At 65.1% G+C, this 15,168-nt stretch carries 15 protein-coding genes; 11 read left to right on the top strand and 4 right to left on the bottom strand.

Translation table 11 applies throughout. The features are described 5' to 3' along the window. Positions 1-161 precede the first annotated feature (161 nt). From yaaA to ACXAHG_RS18965, 3 genes are all read right to left on the bottom strand, one after another. Positions 162-926 (bottom strand): peroxide stress protein YaaA, encoded by a 765-nt coding sequence (yaaA, locus tag ACXAHG_RS18975; protein ID WP_475059848.1) that lies wholly within the window; start codon positions 924-926, stop codon positions 162-164. A 42-nt stretch (positions 927-968) separates the two neighbouring features. Then, on the bottom strand, positions 969-3,026 hold the full coding sequence (gene recQ, locus ACXAHG_RS18970; protein WP_475039850.1) for a DNA helicase RecQ: 2,058 nt from the start codon (positions 3,024-3,026) through the stop codon (positions 969-971). Positions 3,027-3,151: 125 nt separating this feature from the next. Further along, on the bottom strand, positions 3,152-3,439 hold the full coding sequence (locus ACXAHG_RS18965; protein WP_475039852.1) for a YggT family protein: 288 nt from the start codon (positions 3,437-3,439) through the stop codon (positions 3,152-3,154). A 133-nt stretch (positions 3,440-3,572) separates the two neighbouring features. Between ACXAHG_RS18965 and ACXAHG_RS18960 the strand changes: the two genes are divergently transcribed. From ACXAHG_RS18960 to ACXAHG_RS18910, 11 genes are all read left to right on the top strand, one after another. Further along, positions 3,573-4,121, top strand: coding sequence for an acyl-CoA thioesterase (locus tag ACXAHG_RS18960; protein WP_475039853.1), 549 nt, complete (start codon positions 3,573-3,575; stop codon positions 4,119-4,121). Between the two features lie 17 nt (positions 4,122-4,138). Next, positions 4,139-5,536 carry an MFS transporter gene (locus ACXAHG_RS18955; RefSeq protein WP_475059853.1) on the top strand — a complete coding sequence of 466 codons (1,398 nt, stop codon included), beginning with the start codon at positions 4,139-4,141 and terminating at the stop codon, positions 5,534-5,536. Further along, positions 5,533-6,402, top strand: a complete 870-nt coding sequence (gene mepA / locus ACXAHG_RS18950) for a penicillin-insensitive murein endopeptidase (RefSeq protein ID WP_475039855.1) — start codon at positions 5,533-5,535, stop codon at positions 6,400-6,402. The genes ACXAHG_RS18955 and mepA overlap by 4 nt, the downstream gene beginning before the upstream one ends. Further along, positions 6,375-7,286, top strand: coding sequence for an esterase-like activity of phytase family protein (locus tag ACXAHG_RS18945; RefSeq protein ID WP_475059845.1), 912 nt, complete (start codon positions 6,375-6,377; stop codon positions 7,284-7,286). Before mepA ends, ACXAHG_RS18945 begins: the two co-directional genes overlap by 28 nt. A 223-nt stretch (positions 7,287-7,509) precedes the next feature. Continuing rightward, entirely contained in the window at positions 7,510-8,145 is a 636-nt protein-coding gene (locus ACXAHG_RS18940; RefSeq protein ID WP_475059842.1) for a queuosine precursor transporter, read from the top strand. Positions 8,146-8,408: 263 nt separating this feature from the next. Further along, the gene (arfB, locus tag ACXAHG_RS18935; RefSeq protein WP_475059840.1) at positions 8,409-8,828 is read left to right on the top strand and encodes an alternative ribosome rescue aminoacyl-tRNA hydrolase ArfB; all 420 of its coding nucleotides are present in this window, start codon (positions 8,409-8,411) and stop codon (positions 8,826-8,828) included. Between the two features lie 63 nt (positions 8,829-8,891). Further along, positions 8,892-9,638, top strand: a complete 747-nt coding sequence (locus ACXAHG_RS18930) for an SDR family oxidoreductase (protein WP_475059837.1) — start codon at positions 8,892-8,894, stop codon at positions 9,636-9,638. An 84-nt stretch (positions 9,639-9,722) separates the two neighbouring features. After that, positions 9,723-10,745 (top strand): P1 family peptidase, encoded by a 1,023-nt coding sequence (locus ACXAHG_RS18925; RefSeq protein WP_475059834.1) that lies wholly within the window; start codon positions 9,723-9,725, stop codon positions 10,743-10,745. A gap of 109 nt (positions 10,746-10,854) precedes the next feature. After that, positions 10,855-11,316: a c-type cytochrome gene (locus ACXAHG_RS18920; RefSeq protein WP_475059831.1), complete on the top strand. Its 462-nt coding sequence runs from the start codon at positions 10,855-10,857 to the stop codon at positions 11,314-11,316. A gap of 151 nt (positions 11,317-11,467) precedes the next feature. Next, positions 11,468-12,010, top strand: a complete 543-nt coding sequence (gene idi, locus ACXAHG_RS18915) for an isopentenyl-diphosphate Delta-isomerase (protein ID WP_475039866.1) — start codon at positions 11,468-11,470, stop codon at positions 12,008-12,010. A gap of 76 nt (positions 12,011-12,086) precedes the next feature. Continuing rightward, the gene (locus tag ACXAHG_RS18910; RefSeq protein ID WP_475059829.1) at positions 12,087-13,343 is read left to right on the top strand and encodes a flavin-dependent oxidoreductase; all 1,257 of its coding nucleotides are present in this window, start codon (positions 12,087-12,089) and stop codon (positions 13,341-13,343) included. Between the two features lie 304 nt (positions 13,344-13,647). On the opposite strand, the gene glpK is transcribed toward ACXAHG_RS18910, so the two are convergent. Continuing rightward, positions 13,648-15,138 carry a glycerol kinase GlpK gene (gene glpK / locus ACXAHG_RS18905; RefSeq protein ID WP_475059827.1) on the bottom strand — a complete coding sequence of 497 codons (1,491 nt, stop codon included), beginning with the start codon at positions 15,136-15,138 and terminating at the stop codon, positions 13,648-13,650. Positions 15,139-15,168 lie beyond the last annotated feature (30 nt).

Here is a 15,168-nt window from a genome sequence, read left to right as displayed (position 1 = left end):
GCGGAGGGAGATTTCTCGTTTTGTTTCTGTTTTCCTTTTTTTTTTTTTTTTTTTCTGCTCTCCTCTCCTCCCCCCCCCCCCTGTGCCCAACCGGGACGGTGCATTCTTTGAATGTGCCGGAGCGGGCGGGAGCCGCCGCCCGCTTTGTGTTCCGCCCTGCTTCAGGCCTTGCGCAGGAAGACGGGTTTGTCCGGCTCCGAGATCTGCGGCTGGTAGGCATAGCCGCCGGCATCAAAATCCTTGAGGCTCTCTGCATCCGTCAGCCGGCCTTGGATGATGTAGCGCGCCATCGCGCCGCGGGCGCGTTTGGCATAGAAGCTCACCACTTTCGGCGTGCCGTTTTTGTCTTCCATGAACACCGGCGTGACCACCTGCGGCTTCAGTGCCGCCAGATCCACCGCGCCGAAATACTCCTGGCTGGCGCAGTTCACCAGCACCTCCGCACCCACGGTCTCAGCCTGCGCATTCAGGGCCTCGGAAATCCGGCTGCCCCAGAACTCATAAAGGTTCTTGCCGCGCGGGTTTTTCAGCCGCGACCCCATCTCCAGCCGGTAGGGCTGCATCGCGTCCAGCGGGCGCAGCACACCGTAAAGCCCTGACAGGATGCGGAAGTGTTCCTGCGCCCAGGCCATTTCGTCCGCATCCAAAGACCCGGCTTCCAGCCCCTGGTAGGTATCGCCGGCAAAGGCCAGCGCCGCCGGGCGGGTGGCGTCTGTCTTGGGGTCGGCCGCAAACTCCTGGAAACGGGTATGGTTCAGCTTGGCCAGATCCTCGCTGATGTGCATCAGCTTCATCAGACCCGCCACGGATTGCCCGCGCGCCACCTCCGCCAGTGCCACCGCGTCATCGTGCAGCGCGGGCCAGGTCATTTCCTGATCCCGTTCTGCCCAGTCCAGCTTCTTGGCTGGAGAGGTCACTACCAGCATTTCCTGCCCCCTCAGATTTCAGGCGTTGTTCTTGGCGCGACCCTAGCCCGCGCCGCGCAGGACGTCCAGAAACGCCGAGGCAAAACGTTCGGCGCGGCGCTCCCCTAACAGTCTTGTGATGCCCGCCTCGTCATCGCTGCGCATCTGCGCAACCTTGGCCAGCAGCGAGGCTGAACAGCTGAGCGGCTTCAGGGTGCCGCATTCGCCGCGGGCCAGTTGCGCCTGCACCTCAAGCAACCCGTCATAAACAGAGCCGGATTCGCGCCCTGCCAGCTTGCGCCTGGCAGGGTGCAGCTGCTCGGCAGCGCCGGTGATCACGCCCAGGAAATCATCGCCGTAGCGTTCCAGCTTCTTGGCGCCGACGCCGTTGATGCGGGCCATCTGGTCCAGCGTTTCCGGGCGCACCTCAGCCATCTCAATCAGAGTGCGGTCGGGGAAGATCACATAGGCCGGTACTTTCTGCGCCTCGGCCAGCGCCCGGCGCTTGGCCTTCAAGGCCGACAACAGCGGCGCGTCTTCTTCGGAGACCAGCGCCTTCACGGCCGGGCGGCGCTCCGCTGATTTGATGGTATCGCGGCGCAGGTCAATGGACTGCTCGCCGCGCAGGATCGGCAGGGCGGCTTCGGTAAAGCGCAGGGCGCCGTGGCGTTCCGGGTCGGGGCGCAACAGGTCGCGGCCCATCATCTGCCGGAATACCGCCTGCCACTGGCGCTTGCCGAGTTCCTTGCCGCAGCCGTAGACCGACAGTTCGTCATGGCGTTTGGCGCGGATGCGCTCGTTGTCGGCGCCCAGGAGGATGTCGATCAGATGGCCGGAGCCGAACCATTCCTCTGTCCGCAGAACCGCCGACAGCGCCTTCCTCACCACGGTAGTGCCGTCGAACACTTCGGCAGGCGTGTCGCAGAGGTCGCAATTGCCGCAGGGTTCCGCCTCCTCGCCGAAGTAGCCCAGCAGTTTCTGGCGGCGGCAGTGCAGCGCCTCGGCCAGGCCCAAGAGCGCATTCAGGCGCGCGTGGTCGGCGGCGCGGCGTTCGGGCGGGGCGAGGCCCTCGTCAATCTGGCTGCGGCGCAGGCGGATATCGTCGGGGCCGAACAGGGTGAGGGTTTCCGCAGGCGCCCCGTCGCGGCCAGCACGGCCGATTTCCTGATAATAGGCCTCGATGCTTTTCGGCAGGTCGGCGTGGGCGACCCAGCGGATGTCGGGCTTATCTATCCCCATGCCAAAGGCCACGGTGGCGACCACGATCAGCCCATCTTCGCGGGCGAAGCGGGTCTCGACGATGCGGCGGTCCTCAGCCTCCATGCCGCCGTGGTAGAAACAGGCGCTGTGACCTGCTTCGCGCAGGGCCGCTGACAGTGCTTCGGTCTTGGCGCGGGTGCCGCAGTAGACGATGCCGGATTGCCCTTTGCGGGCGGCGGCGAATTCCAGGATCTGGCGGCGCGGGCTGTCCTTGGCGCCAAAGGCCAGATGGATGTTGGGCCGGTCAAAGCCACGCAGAAAACTGCGGGGGGCCTCACCGTCGAACAGTTTCTGGACGATCTCTTCCTGGGTTTCCTGATCCGCAGTTGCGGTGAAGGCCGCCAGCGGTACGTCCAGGGCGCGGCGCAGCTCGCCGATGCGCAGGTAGTCAGGGCGGAAGTCATGGCCCCATTGGCTGACGCAATGCGCCTCATCCACCGCAATCAGGCTGACACCGATACGGCGCAGCATCCCCATGGCGGCACCGGAGGCAAGACGTTCGGGGGCCATGTAGAGGAGTTTCAGGCGCCCGGCCTCGATGGCTTCCCAGACCATTTCGGTCTCTTCGTCGGTATTGCCGGAGGTGAGCGCGCCTGCATTGACGCCGGCCTCCTGCAAGGCGCGGACCTGGTCGCGCATCAGGGCGATGAGGGGGGAGATCACCACGGTGATCCCGTCGCGCAGCAGCGCGGGCAGCTGGTAGCACAGGGATTTGCCGCCGCCGGTGGGCATGATTGCCAGCACGTTTTCCCCGGCGGTCACGGCATCGACGATTTCCTCCTGTCCGGGGCGGAAGGCGTCAAAGCCGAAAATCTCGCGCAGAATGGGAGTCGCGCCGCTGAGGGCGGTCATATCCGTCATGGGGGCGGAGGGCCTCGTGGTCAGTGCTGCTCTTCTTTGGCAGGCACAATCCCACAGGAGGCATTGGGCGGCAAGGCCCGCAGGTTAAAAGCCCGGCAGGAAATGCCGGGCCGGAGATTTTCAGATCAGTAGAACGCCGAGACGTTGTTCACCAGGATGATGCGCAGCGCGTAGACGCCGATCAGCACCACCAGCGGCGCAAGGTCCAGCCCGCCCATGTTGGGCATCAGCCGGCGCACCGGAGCATAGAGCGGTTCCAGGATCCGGTTCAGCCCGTACCAGATCTGCGCCACCAGTTGCTGGTGCAGGTTCAGCACCTGGAAATTGATCAGCCAGCTCATGATCACATGGGCAATGATGAAGAACCAGACAATGTCCAGGATCAGCATCAGGATTTGGAACAGCGATACCATCGGTATTTCCCTCTTTCGAACAGCCACACAGGTAAGCAGCCCGCAGGAAATACGCAAGGCTTCCGCGAGGTTGCGGTTGACGCGCTGTAAACCGGTGGCATCACGGGCACATGCCATCAAGGAGCCCGCGCCGATGTACCCGATTGTCCGCCTGATCAAGGATACCGTTCTGGCCAGCCGGATGGCGCCGCTGCCGATCACCGGCATGCATGTCTCCAGCCACATCTGCTGGCCCTGGGATCTGGACATGTGGATGGAGCTGAACAACGGCCGCACCATGACGCTGTATGATCTGGGGCGCACCATGCTGGCGCAGCGGGTCGGGCTGATCAAGGCGCTCCGGCAGAAACGCTGGGGGCTGACGGTGGCGGGATCTTCGGTGCGCTACCGCCGCCGCATCCGCGGATTCGAGAAGTTCGAGATGCGCAGCCGCACGGCGGGCTGGGACGAGAAATTCATCTATGTCGAACAATCCATGTGGAAGAAGAACGGCGATTGCGCCAGCCATGTGATGCTGCGCACCGCGGTGACGGACCGGAACGGCATCGTGCCGCCCGCCAAAGTGCTGGAGGCACTGGGGCAGGACGCGGAAACCTCGCCCGAGCTGCCCGGCTGGATCAGAGACTGGTGCGCGGCGGATGGCGGCCGGCCCTGGCCGCCGATGCAGGACGGGCTTGCCTAGGCCCCTGCCCGCCTGCCATACCTGAAGGCAACAAGAAAAAGAGGCCGGGTATGCAGCAGGTGTCCACGCGCAAGCGGATCTGGGGATGGTGGTTCTTTGACTGGGCCAGCCAGCCCTACCAGACGCTGCTGGTGACCTTTGTGTTCAGCCCGTTCTTTGCCGCTGTGGCCGCCGAGCATTTCATGGGCCAGGGCCTGGACAGCGAGGCCGCCAAGGCGCAGGCGCAGACCGTCTGGTCGATGTGCCTGACCATAACCGGGCTGATCATCGGTTTTGGCGCGCCGTTCCTGGGGGCGCTGGCGGATATCACCGGGCGGCGGCTGCCCTGGATCATGATGTTTTCGCTGATGTATCTGATTGGCGCCTGGGGGCTTTGGTTCATGGACCCGGGCGGCAGCAATCTGTGGTGGATGCTGGTCAGTTTCGGCTTTGGCTTCATCGGCGCAGAATTTGCGCTGATCTTTGTCAACGCGCAGCTGCCGACGCTGGCCAGCCGCGAGGATGTGGGCGATATCTCCGGCTCTGGCTTTGCCTTTGGCTACCTCGGCGGGGTGATCGCGCTGTTTACCATGCTCCTGTTGTTTGTTGAGCAGGGCACCGGCAAGACGCTGGTTGGCCTCAGCCCGGCCCTGGGCCTGGATGCGGAGGCCAAGGAAGGCACCCGTGCGGTCGGCCCCTTTACCGCGATCTGGTTTGCCGTCTTCATGATACCCTACTTCCTGTGGGTGAAGGACCGCGGCGCGACCGGGCGCAAGGCCAGCCTGGGCAAAGCCTGTCAGATGGTGGTCAAGCTGGTCGCGGGTCTGGGCAACCGGCTGAGCCTGGCAAGCTACCTCGGCTCCTCGATGATGTACCGCGATGCGCTCAACGGGCTTTACGGGTTCGGCGGTGTCTATGCCAAGCTGGTGCTGGGATGGGAGATCACCCAGATCGGCATCTTCGGCATTGTCGCTGCCTTTGCCGCCACCCTGTTCAGCTGGCTGGGCGGCAAGGCAGACCGGCGGTTCGGGCCGAAACCGGTGATCATCGCCTCGATCCTGATCCTGTCCCTGGTCTGCCTGGTGATTGTCTCCATGTCGCGGTATCAGATTTTCGGGGTGCCGCTTGCTGAGGGCTCCACCCTTCCGGACACGGTTTTCTTTGGCTGCGGCGTGCTGATTGGCGGCTTCGGCGGCATCCTGCAAGCGGCCAGCCGCAGCCTGATGGTGCGCCACACCAGCCCCAGAGACGCAACCGAGAGCTTTGGCCTATATGGCCTGTCCGGCCGCGCCACCGCGTTTTTGGCGCCCGCGCTGATCGGCGTTGCAACCACCGTGACCGGCAGCGCCCGGCTTGGTATCACGCCGGTGATCGGCCTGTTTCTGGTCGGATTGGTACTGTTATTCTGGGTTCAAGGAGAAGGAGATCAGGGTTGAGACTGTTACTTGCCATATGTTTAGCGGTTGCTGGGTTATCAGTTCCGGCAAGCGCGCAGACCCCAGCCAAGGCGCTGTTCGGGGCCAAGCCCAGCGCCTCGCAGCAGAAACCCGCGCCCTTCGGCTCCTACGCCAAGGGCTGTGTTGCAGGGGCTGAGCAGCTGCCCGAAACCGGCCCCACCTGGCAGGCGATGCGGCTCAGCCGCAACCGCAACTGGGGGCATCCGGCGGCCATTGATTTTGTGAAGGACCTCAGCCGCGTGGCCGCCAGGCAGCGCGGCTGGGAGGGGCTTTATATCGGTGACATCAGCCAGCCGCGCGGCGGGCCGATGCTGTCGGGCCACCGCAGCCACCAGATCGGTCTCGATATCGACATCTGGATGCGCCCGCCGGACCGGCTGAACCTCAGCCGCAATGCGCGGGAGAACATCTCCTCAATCTCCATGCGGCGGGCCAAGGGTGCCTACGTGAACAGCAGCTGGACCCGGGCCCACCACGAGATCCTCAAGGCCGCCGCGCAGGACAAGCGGGTGGCGCGGATTTTCGTCTTCCCGGGCGCCAAAGTGCAGATGTGCAATGACGAGAAAGGCAGCCGCAAATGGCTGCGCAAGATCCGGCCATGGTGGGGGCATCACTACCATTTCCATGTGCGGCTCAACTGCCCGCGCGGCGCCCGCGGCTGTGTTGATCAGGCGGCCCCGCCCAAAGGCGACGGCTGCGCCGATGCGCAGCAATGGGTGAACAACATCCTGAACCCGCCGCCGCCGAAACCGGTTGACCCGAACGCGCCAAAGCCTAAACCGAGACGGGATTACACCCTTTCGGACCTGCCCAAGCAATGCGCCGCCGTTCTGCAATCCAACTGATCCTGGCCCTGGCCGCTGCTGCCGGCCTGGCAGCGGCAGCTGTTGCCGCCAGCCGGCCAGGTGCGGCGGCCGGCAAGGCCGAGTATCTGGGCAGCTATACCTGGAGGCTGGACCTGCCCTGGTTCGGAGGCTTCTCGGCACTGAAAGTCACCGGCGGCGGCACCGCAATGCTGGTCTTGAGCGACCGCGCCACCCTGGTGGCAACGGAAATTCAGCGCCGCGGCGGCCTTATCGCCGGCATCACGGCGCAGCGGGCCCATGGGCTGCGCGCCTCGACCGGCAAAATGCTGCGGGGGTTCTCCGGCGACAGCGAAGGCCTGGCCGTCGCGCCGGACGGCTCCCGCTACATCTCCTTTGAGGGCGCCGCACGGGTGGCCCGCTACCTCCACCCAGAGGGCCGCGCCAAGGTGCTGCCGCGCCCCAAGGCCTTCCGCAAGCTGCCGCCAAACAAGTCGCTGGAAACCTTGGCGATCGACGCCCGCGGTTGGCTTTACACCCTGCCGGAGCGCGCCTTTGACAAACACGGGCAGATCCCGGTCTGGCGCTGGAACGGCCGCCGCTGGAGCCGGCCCTTCAACCTGCCGCCCAAGGGTAATTTCCTGCCGGTCGATGCGGATTTCGGCCCCGACGGGCGGTTCTACCTTCTGGAACGCGACCTGACCCTGCTGGGCTTCCGCAGCCGGCTGCGCCGATGGGACATCACCGGAGCCGGGCCAGAGAATGAAACCGTGCTGCTGCAGACCCGCGCCGGCACCCATGACAATCTAGAGGGCCTGTCGGTCTGGACCGACGGCAGCGGCCGCCTGCGCGCCACCATGGTGTCGGACGACAACTTCCTGGCGCTGCAGCGTACCGAACTGGTGGAGTACGCCCTGCCGCGCTGACCCGCGGGACCGCGCCGCGCCAGCGGCGCCCGGCCCAACCGCATGGGGGCATTCCCCGAATGCATCCGGCGCGGGCGGGAGCCCTCCCCCGGGCCTGAACGCCGATAGCCTGCCCGCACCAGGCCGAATACCCCTGGCCCGAAACTTGCAGCCCGGCCTGGACCGCGATAAAGGAGCCGGTCTTTTGCCCGCCCCGCGGCCCCGAAATAAACGGATCCAGCGCATGACCCGCTCGCATATTCCCGGCATTCTTGCCATGGCCGCAGTTGTGGTGGCCTCCAACATCCTGGTGCAGTTCCTGTTTGGCAACTGGCTGACCTGGGGTGCCTTCACCTATCCGGTGGCCTTCCTGGTCACCGATGTGATGAACCGCGTCTATGGCGCCGCAGCCGCGCGCAGGGTCGTGGCCGCGGGCTTTGTCACCGGGGTGATCTGCTCGCTGATCGGCACCCAGGTCATGCTGCAAGGCGACGGCTTCTCCTATCCGGCGGTAACGCTGCGCATCGCGCTTGGCTCCGGCCTCGCCTTCCTGACCGCGCAGATGCTGGACGTCGCCATCTTCTCTGCCCTGCGGGAGGGAAAATGGTGGCGGGCGCCGCTGGCCTCCACCCTGATCGGCTCCACCGTGGATACTGCGATTTTCTTCACCGTCGCCTTTTCCGCCTCGCTGGCCTGGATCGAACCGGGCAACGATACCTCCTGGGCCGGCGACATGCTGCCGCTGATCGGCCACGGCCCTGTGGTGCCCTATTGGGTGTCGCTCGCCTTTGCCGACTGGCTGGTGAAACTATCGCTGGCGCTGCTCGCGCTTGTGCCCTTCCGCATCATCGTGCGTAAGCTCTCCGTAAAGACCACATGATTTTGTTTTGACATTAACCGAATCTGTGGCAGGCTGGACTTACACGAAACATCAGAAAGGAGGTGCCCATTGTCTAGAGAAGCTATGGAGAGCAGTGCCGGAACAGTTCAGAAGGAGTGCGGCCGAGGCAGCCCTTGGTACGTATAGACCCCTGAATTGGTGCTGACCTAACCGGTGCACCTCCTATCATCTCGAAGGGCTGTTCCCCGCGTGTGGAACAGCCCTTTCGATTTTAAGACCGCTTTCCGCAAACCGCCGCAGCCATGATCCGCATCAACGAGCAAATCACCCTGCAGAACTGGGAAATGACCGAGAGCTTCATCCGCGCCTCGGGCCCCGGCGGGCAGAATGTGAACAAGGTGGCCACCGCCGTGGAGCTGCGGTTCGAGGCTGCGCGTTCGCCTGCGCTGGCGCCTGCGGTCAAATCCCGGCTGAAGCGGCTGGCGGGGCGGCGCTGGACCAAGGAAGGCGCGATCATCCTGCAGTGCGACGAGACGCGCTCCCAGCAAAGGAACCGCGAAATCGTGCGCGAACGGCTGGCGGAACTGGTGCGCAAGGCGCTGGTGACGCCCAAGCGGCGCATTGCCACCAAACCGACCCGCGGTTCGGTCAAGCGGCGGCTGGACGCCAAGAAGCAGCGCGGCGAATTGAAAGCGACGCGCGGTAAGATCGCCCCGGACTGACTTGGGATTGCGCCGCCGCCCGGAGCGTCCCATGCTGGCGTCAAACAGTTCGGGAGGGAAATCATGCGTCTGGACGGAAAAACCGCCATCGTGACCGGCGGCGCCTCGGGCTTTGGTGCGGGCATTGCGCGCAAGTTCCTGGCAGAAGGCGCCCGGGTGATGATTGCCGACATCAATGGCGCCGCGGCGGAGGCGATGGCGGCGGAGCTGGGCAGCAATGCTCTGGCTCAGGCAGTGGATGTTTCGGACCGGGCTTCGGTCGATGCCATGGCCAAGGCCGCGCTGGCCGCCTTCGGGCGCCTCGACATTCTGGTCAACAACGCAGGCGTCACCCATCTGCCCGCCCCGCTGGAGGAGATCAGCGAAGACGATTTCGACCGTGTGCTGGGCGTCAACGTCAAATCCGTCTACCTGACCGCCCGCGCACTGGTGCCGCATATGAAGGCCAACCATCGGGGCGCAATCCTGAATGTTGCCTCCACCGCCGGGGTGTCGCCGCGCCCCAACCTCAACTGGTACAATGCCTCCAAGGGCTGGATGATCACGGCCACCAAGACCATGGCGGTGGAGCTGGCGCCGCATGGGGTGCGGGTCAATGCGATCAACCCGGTGGCGGGGGAAACGCCGCTGCTGAAGTCGTTCATGGGCGAGGACACCCCGGAAATGCGCGCCAAGTTCCTTTCAACCATCCCGATCGGCCGCTTTTCAACACCGGAGGACATGGGAAATGCCGCCTGTTTCCTGTGCTCGGACGAGGCCAGCATGATCACTGGCGTCGCAATGGAAGTGGACGGCGGGCGCTGCATCTAGCCTCCCTGTTTTCATCTTTCCGGAAAATACTCCCGCCGGAGGCAGCGCGCGCCAGCGCGCTTTTATTGAGAAGGACATCCCGCCATGCTCCCCGGCCCCAGAAACCTGATCACCGACGTGCCCGGCCTGCTGGTCGGCAACGCACAGGACGCCGCGCTGAAATCCGGCACAACGGTGCTGACCGCGCAACAGCCCTTCACTGCTTCCGTGCAGGTGATGGGCGGCGCGCCGGGCACGCGGGAGACCGATCTGCTGGCGCCGGACAAATCGGTCGCCAGGATCGACGCGCTGGTGCTGTCGGGCGGCTCTGCCTTTGGGCTGGACGCCTGCTCCGGTGTGATGGATGCTCTGCATGGCGAGGGCAGAGGGTTTCCGGTTGGCCCCGCACGGGTGCCGCTGGTGCCCGGTGCGATTATTTTCGACCTGCTGAACGGCGGGGACAAGGATTGGGGCGAAAACCCCTACCGCACCTTGGGCCGGGCCGCGTTTGAAGCTGCGGCTGAGGATTTCGAGCTTGGCACCGCCGGCGCCGGCACTGGTGCGCTGACCGCGATGCTGAAGGGCGGGCTGGGATCAGCGTCATTGGTGCTGGAGAGCGGTGCCACGGTGGGCGCCTTGGCGGCAGCCAATCCGTTGGGCGCCGTCACCACCCCGGGGGAGCGGCATTTCTGGGCGGCGCCGTTTGAAATCGGCTATGAGTTCGGCGGCATCGGCCCCGACCCGGCTGCCGGGCTGGGCCGGAACCAGCCCAGCCGCAAGATTGAGGCCATGCAGAAATTGGGCAACACCCCGCTGCCGCCGGAGCGCGCCAATACCACCATTGCCATCGTTGCCACCGATGCGGCGCTGACCAAGGCGCAGTGCCAGCGGCTGGCCACGGCCGCCCATGACGGCATCGGCCGCGCCATCGTGCCTGCTCATTCCCCCGGCGACGGCGATCTGGTCTTTGCCGCCAGTACCGGCGCCAGGGCGCTGGCGGCCCCGGACGCAGAGCTGGGCCTGCTGTGCCATGCCGCCGCGCTGTGCCTGAGCCGTGCGATTGCCCGCGCAATCTATCATGCCCGCCCGCAGCCTGGCGATTTGCTGCCCTGCTGGACCGCCCCCTGAAACGCTGCGGCATCCTGCCGGAACTTTGATGCGCGTCAAACTGCCGGTTGACACTGCGGGCTATTGGATCATGAGTCACATCTGCCAACTCAAAACTGGAGCAAGCAATATGAAACCTCTTTTGACCGCCGCCATTTTCGGCCTCCTCGCCACCCCTGCCTTTGCCGAAGGCGATCCGGCAGCTGGCGAGAAGGGGTTCAACAAATGCAAGTCCTGCCACATGGTGGTGTCCGACGCAGGCGACGTAATCGTCAAGGGCGGCAAGACCGGCCCGAACCTGTGGGGCCTGGCAGGCCGTCAGGCGGGCACCGCCGAAGGCTTCAAATACGGCGCTGACCTGGTCGCAGCCGGCGAAGCAGGCCTGGTGTGGGACGAAGAGAAGTTCGTCGCCTTTGCCGCCGATCCCAAGAAGTTCCTGCGGGCCGAGACCGGCAACAGCAAGGCCAAGTCGAAAATGTCCTTCCGCCTGAAAAAGGGCGGCGAAGACATCTATGCCTTCCTGGCCAGTCATGGCCCTGCCCCGGCAGAGGAAGCCGCAACCGAGGAAGCCGCGGAAGCCGTCTCCGAATAAGCCGGCCTGCTGGTTTGAACATCACAAAGCCGCGGCATTTTCGCCGCGGCTTTTCGCGTAATTGCTTTCCGAATCTTCAGGCGTTAGCGGTAGGAGGCAGGCCATCGCAATTGCGGCAGGCCGCATATCGGAAACCCGCCACGGACACAGCATGAGCCATATGATCCCCGCCTGGGTGAACGGCGAATTGACCCCTGTCGACAAGCTGGCCGCGCATGAGCGCGGGCTGAAGCACAAGGCGGTGTCCGTCTTTGTGGTGAAAGGCGTGGAAATCCTGATGCAACGCCGGGCGATGGGCAAGTACCACACCCCCGGATTGTGGGCGAATACCTGCTGCACCCATCCGATGTGGGACGAGCAGCCATCGGCCTGTGCGGTGCGGCGTATGCGGGAGGAGCTGGGGCTCACCGGGCTTTACCCTGAATTCCGCCACCACCTGGAATACCGCGCCGACGTCGGCAATGGCCTGGTGGAGCATGAAGCGGTCGATGTGTTCCTGGCCCATGCGCACCGCCCCCCCAAGGTCGCCCCCAACCCTGAAGAGGTGATGGAGACCCGCTGGGTCGACTATCACGACCTGCTGGCCGAGGTGAGCCGCCATCCCGAACGGTTCACTCCCTGGCTGAAGATCTACCTGCACAATTACGCCGACGTGATCTTTGGCCCCGACCTGATCATCGCTGGCCGCCGCTGAGCCCCCTATCGACGCAGGCTTGCCCCTTGTTGCGCGCCGTGGTTATCTGCCCGCGCAAATAGGGAGTATACTTACCATGTCCATCCTGATCGCCGGCGGCGGCATTGCCGGGCTGACCCTGGGTCTGACGCTGCATCAGATCGGGGTGCCGTTCCACATCTTCGAGGCCGTGTGCGAACTGAAGCCGATGGGGGTTGGCATCAACCTGCAGCCCAATGCGGTGCGGGAACTGTTCGATCTGGGACTGGAGGCAGACCTGGACGCAATCGGCGTCCGGACCCGGCAACTGGGGTTCTACAGCAAGCTGGGCAAGACCATCTGGGAGGAGCCGCGCGGCACGGGCGCGGGCTATGCCTGGCCGCAATATTCGGTGCACCGGGGCGAATTGCAGATGATGCTCTGCAGGGTTCTGGCAGAACGTGCCGGGGCGGACTGCATTGAAACCGGTGCGCGGGCTGCTGGGTTTGAGAACATGGACGGCGCCGCCGCGCTGCATCTGGCGGACGGGCGGCGGATCGGGGGATCGCTGGTCATTGCAGCGGATGGCATCCACTCCGCCCTGCGCGCGCAGATGGTGCCGGACGAGGGCGCGCCCATCTGGAACGGCCGCATCCTGTGGCGGGCCACCACAAGGGCGCCCGAATTCAAGGGCGGCGCGGCGATGGCGATGATCGGCCATGACCAGCTGCGGCTGGTGGCCTATCCGATCTCGACGCCGGATGCCGACGGTTGCGTCACCATGAACTGGATCGCGGAAAAGAGCTTTGATCCCTCCGCGCCCTGGCGGAAGGAAGACTGGAACCGGCCCGCGGATATCCAGGAGTTCCTGCCGGATTTCGCCGACTGGCAGTTTGGCTGGGCCGACGTCCCGGCCCTGATCCGAGGGGCGGAGGCGGTCTATGAATACCCGATGGTGGACCGCGACCCGCTGGCGCGCTGGACATATGGCAACGTCACCCTGATCGGCGACGCCGCGCATCCGACCTATCCGGTGGGATCGAACGGCGCCAGCCAGGCCATTGTGGACGCGCGGGTGATTGGCGCCAAGCTGCTTGAGCACGGCATCAACGCAGCTGCGCTCAGGGCTTACGAGGCGGAAGTGCGCCCGGTGACAACGGCAGTGGGCCTGGCCAACCGCGCAGGCGGCGGGCCGGACGGGGTGCTGCAGCGCGTCGAGGATCTTTGCGGCGGCGACTTTGCGGACATCGGCGAGGTAATCCCCAAATCTGAACTGGCCGCCCATGCTGCCAAATACAAATCCATTGCGGGCTTCTCCATCGAAGAGCTGAACGCCCGCCCCGCAACCATCCAGGCAGGCGCCCGCGTCAGCTGAGGCCCCGCCCGTGGCCGGCCACGGGTCAAGGGCGGCACAGCCGCCGTGCCGCAGGCGCGGCTTTGCCAGGGCTCCGCCCCTTCGCAAGCGAAACGCTCCCCCGGAGCGTTTCCAGGCAGCTTGCTCACCCATGAAGCGCGGATGGCCGCAAACGGCGTGTTTATGGCCAGGCCTGCCCATAAACCGCCTCTTTGCAATAAAGAAAACGCCGCGCAAAGCGCGGCGACACGCCCAACTGTGAGGCGCATTCTGCGAATGCGGCGGAGCAGGCGGGAGTGCCCCGCCCTGTCCGATCCCGCAGCGGTCAGACCCCGATCACCGCCTGCACCGCGCGCTGCCAGCGGGCATAAGAGGCCTGCCGCGCGGCAGGCTGCATCAGCGGCACAAACTGGCGGTCGAGCTTCCAGGTATCCGCAAACCCCGTCTGATCCGGATAGATCCCGGCCCGCATCCCCGCCAGCCAAGCAGCGCCCAGCGCGGTGGTTTCCTGCATCACCGGGCGGTCGACGGCCGCGCCCAGGATGTCAGACAGGCTCTGCATGGTCCAGTCACTGGCACTCATACCGCCATCCACGCGCAAGGTCACGGTGTTGTGGCTGTCGTCCTCCCAATCGGCGCGCATCGCCTCATAGAGGTCGCGGGTCTGGTAGGCGACACTTTGCAACGCGGCGCGGGCAAACTCCGCCGGGCCGGAATTGCGGGTGAGGCCGAACATGCCGCCGCGGCATTCCGGCTCCCAATAGGGCGCCCCGAGGCCGGTGAAGGCGGGCACCAGGATCACGTCCTGACCCGGGTCGGCACGCAGCGCCAGCTCGCCGGACTCCGACGCCTGCTCGATAATGCCCAGCCCGTCGCGCAGCCATTGGACGGCGGCGCCGGCGATGAAGATCGAGCCTTCCAGTGCATAGGTCGGCTTGCCGTCCAGCTGATAGGCGATGGTGGTCAGCATACGGTTCTTGGAGACCACCGGCGCATCCCCGGTGTTCAAAAGCGCAAAACAGCCCGTGCCGTAGGTGGATTTCATCATCCCCGGCTGGAAACAGGCCTGACCGATGGTGGCCGCCTGCTGGTCACCGGCCACGCCCAGGATCGGGATTGCACCGCCCAGGATCTCCGGATCAGTGGTGCCAAAATCAGCGGCGCTGTCCTTGACCTCCGGCAGCATCTGTTGCGGCACATCCAGCAGATCGCTGATCGTGCGGCTCCAGCGGCCCTTGCGGATGTCATACATCAGCGTGCGCGCCGCGTTGGTGGCGTCGGTCACATGCGATGCGCCGCCGGTCAGGCGCCAGATCAGGAAGCTGTCGACGGTGCCGAACAGCAGATCGCCTGCCGCGGCGCGGCCGCGCGCGCCCGGAACGGTGTCGAGGATCCATTTCACCTTGGTGCCGGAGAAATAGGGATCGAGCAGCAGACCGGTGCGGTCGGTGACCATCTCCTCGTGCCCCGCCGTGCGCAGTTCCTCGCAGATGGCGGCGGTGCGGCGGTCCTGCCAGACGATGGCGTTATGAATGGCTTTGCCGCTGGACTTGTCCCAGACAACGATGGTTTCACGCTGGTTGGTGATGCCGATGCCGGCGATATCCGCGGCGGAGACATCCAGGTCCACCATCACCTGGCGGCAGACGGCAACAGTGGTTGACCAAATCTCTTCCGGATCATGCTCCACCCAGCCCGCTTGCGGGTAGTGCTGGGTGAACTCCTGCTGCGCGGTGCCTGCAACCTGCATGGCATCGTCAAACAGGATAGCCCGGGTCGAAGTGGTGCCCTGATCAATCGCCAGAATATAGGTCATCTACTGCCCTCCAGTCTCCTTTGACCGCGG

This window comes from Leisingera sp. ABD4_442 (assembly GCF_056160905.1).
This window is presented reverse-complemented; position numbering and strand designations above follow the sequence as displayed.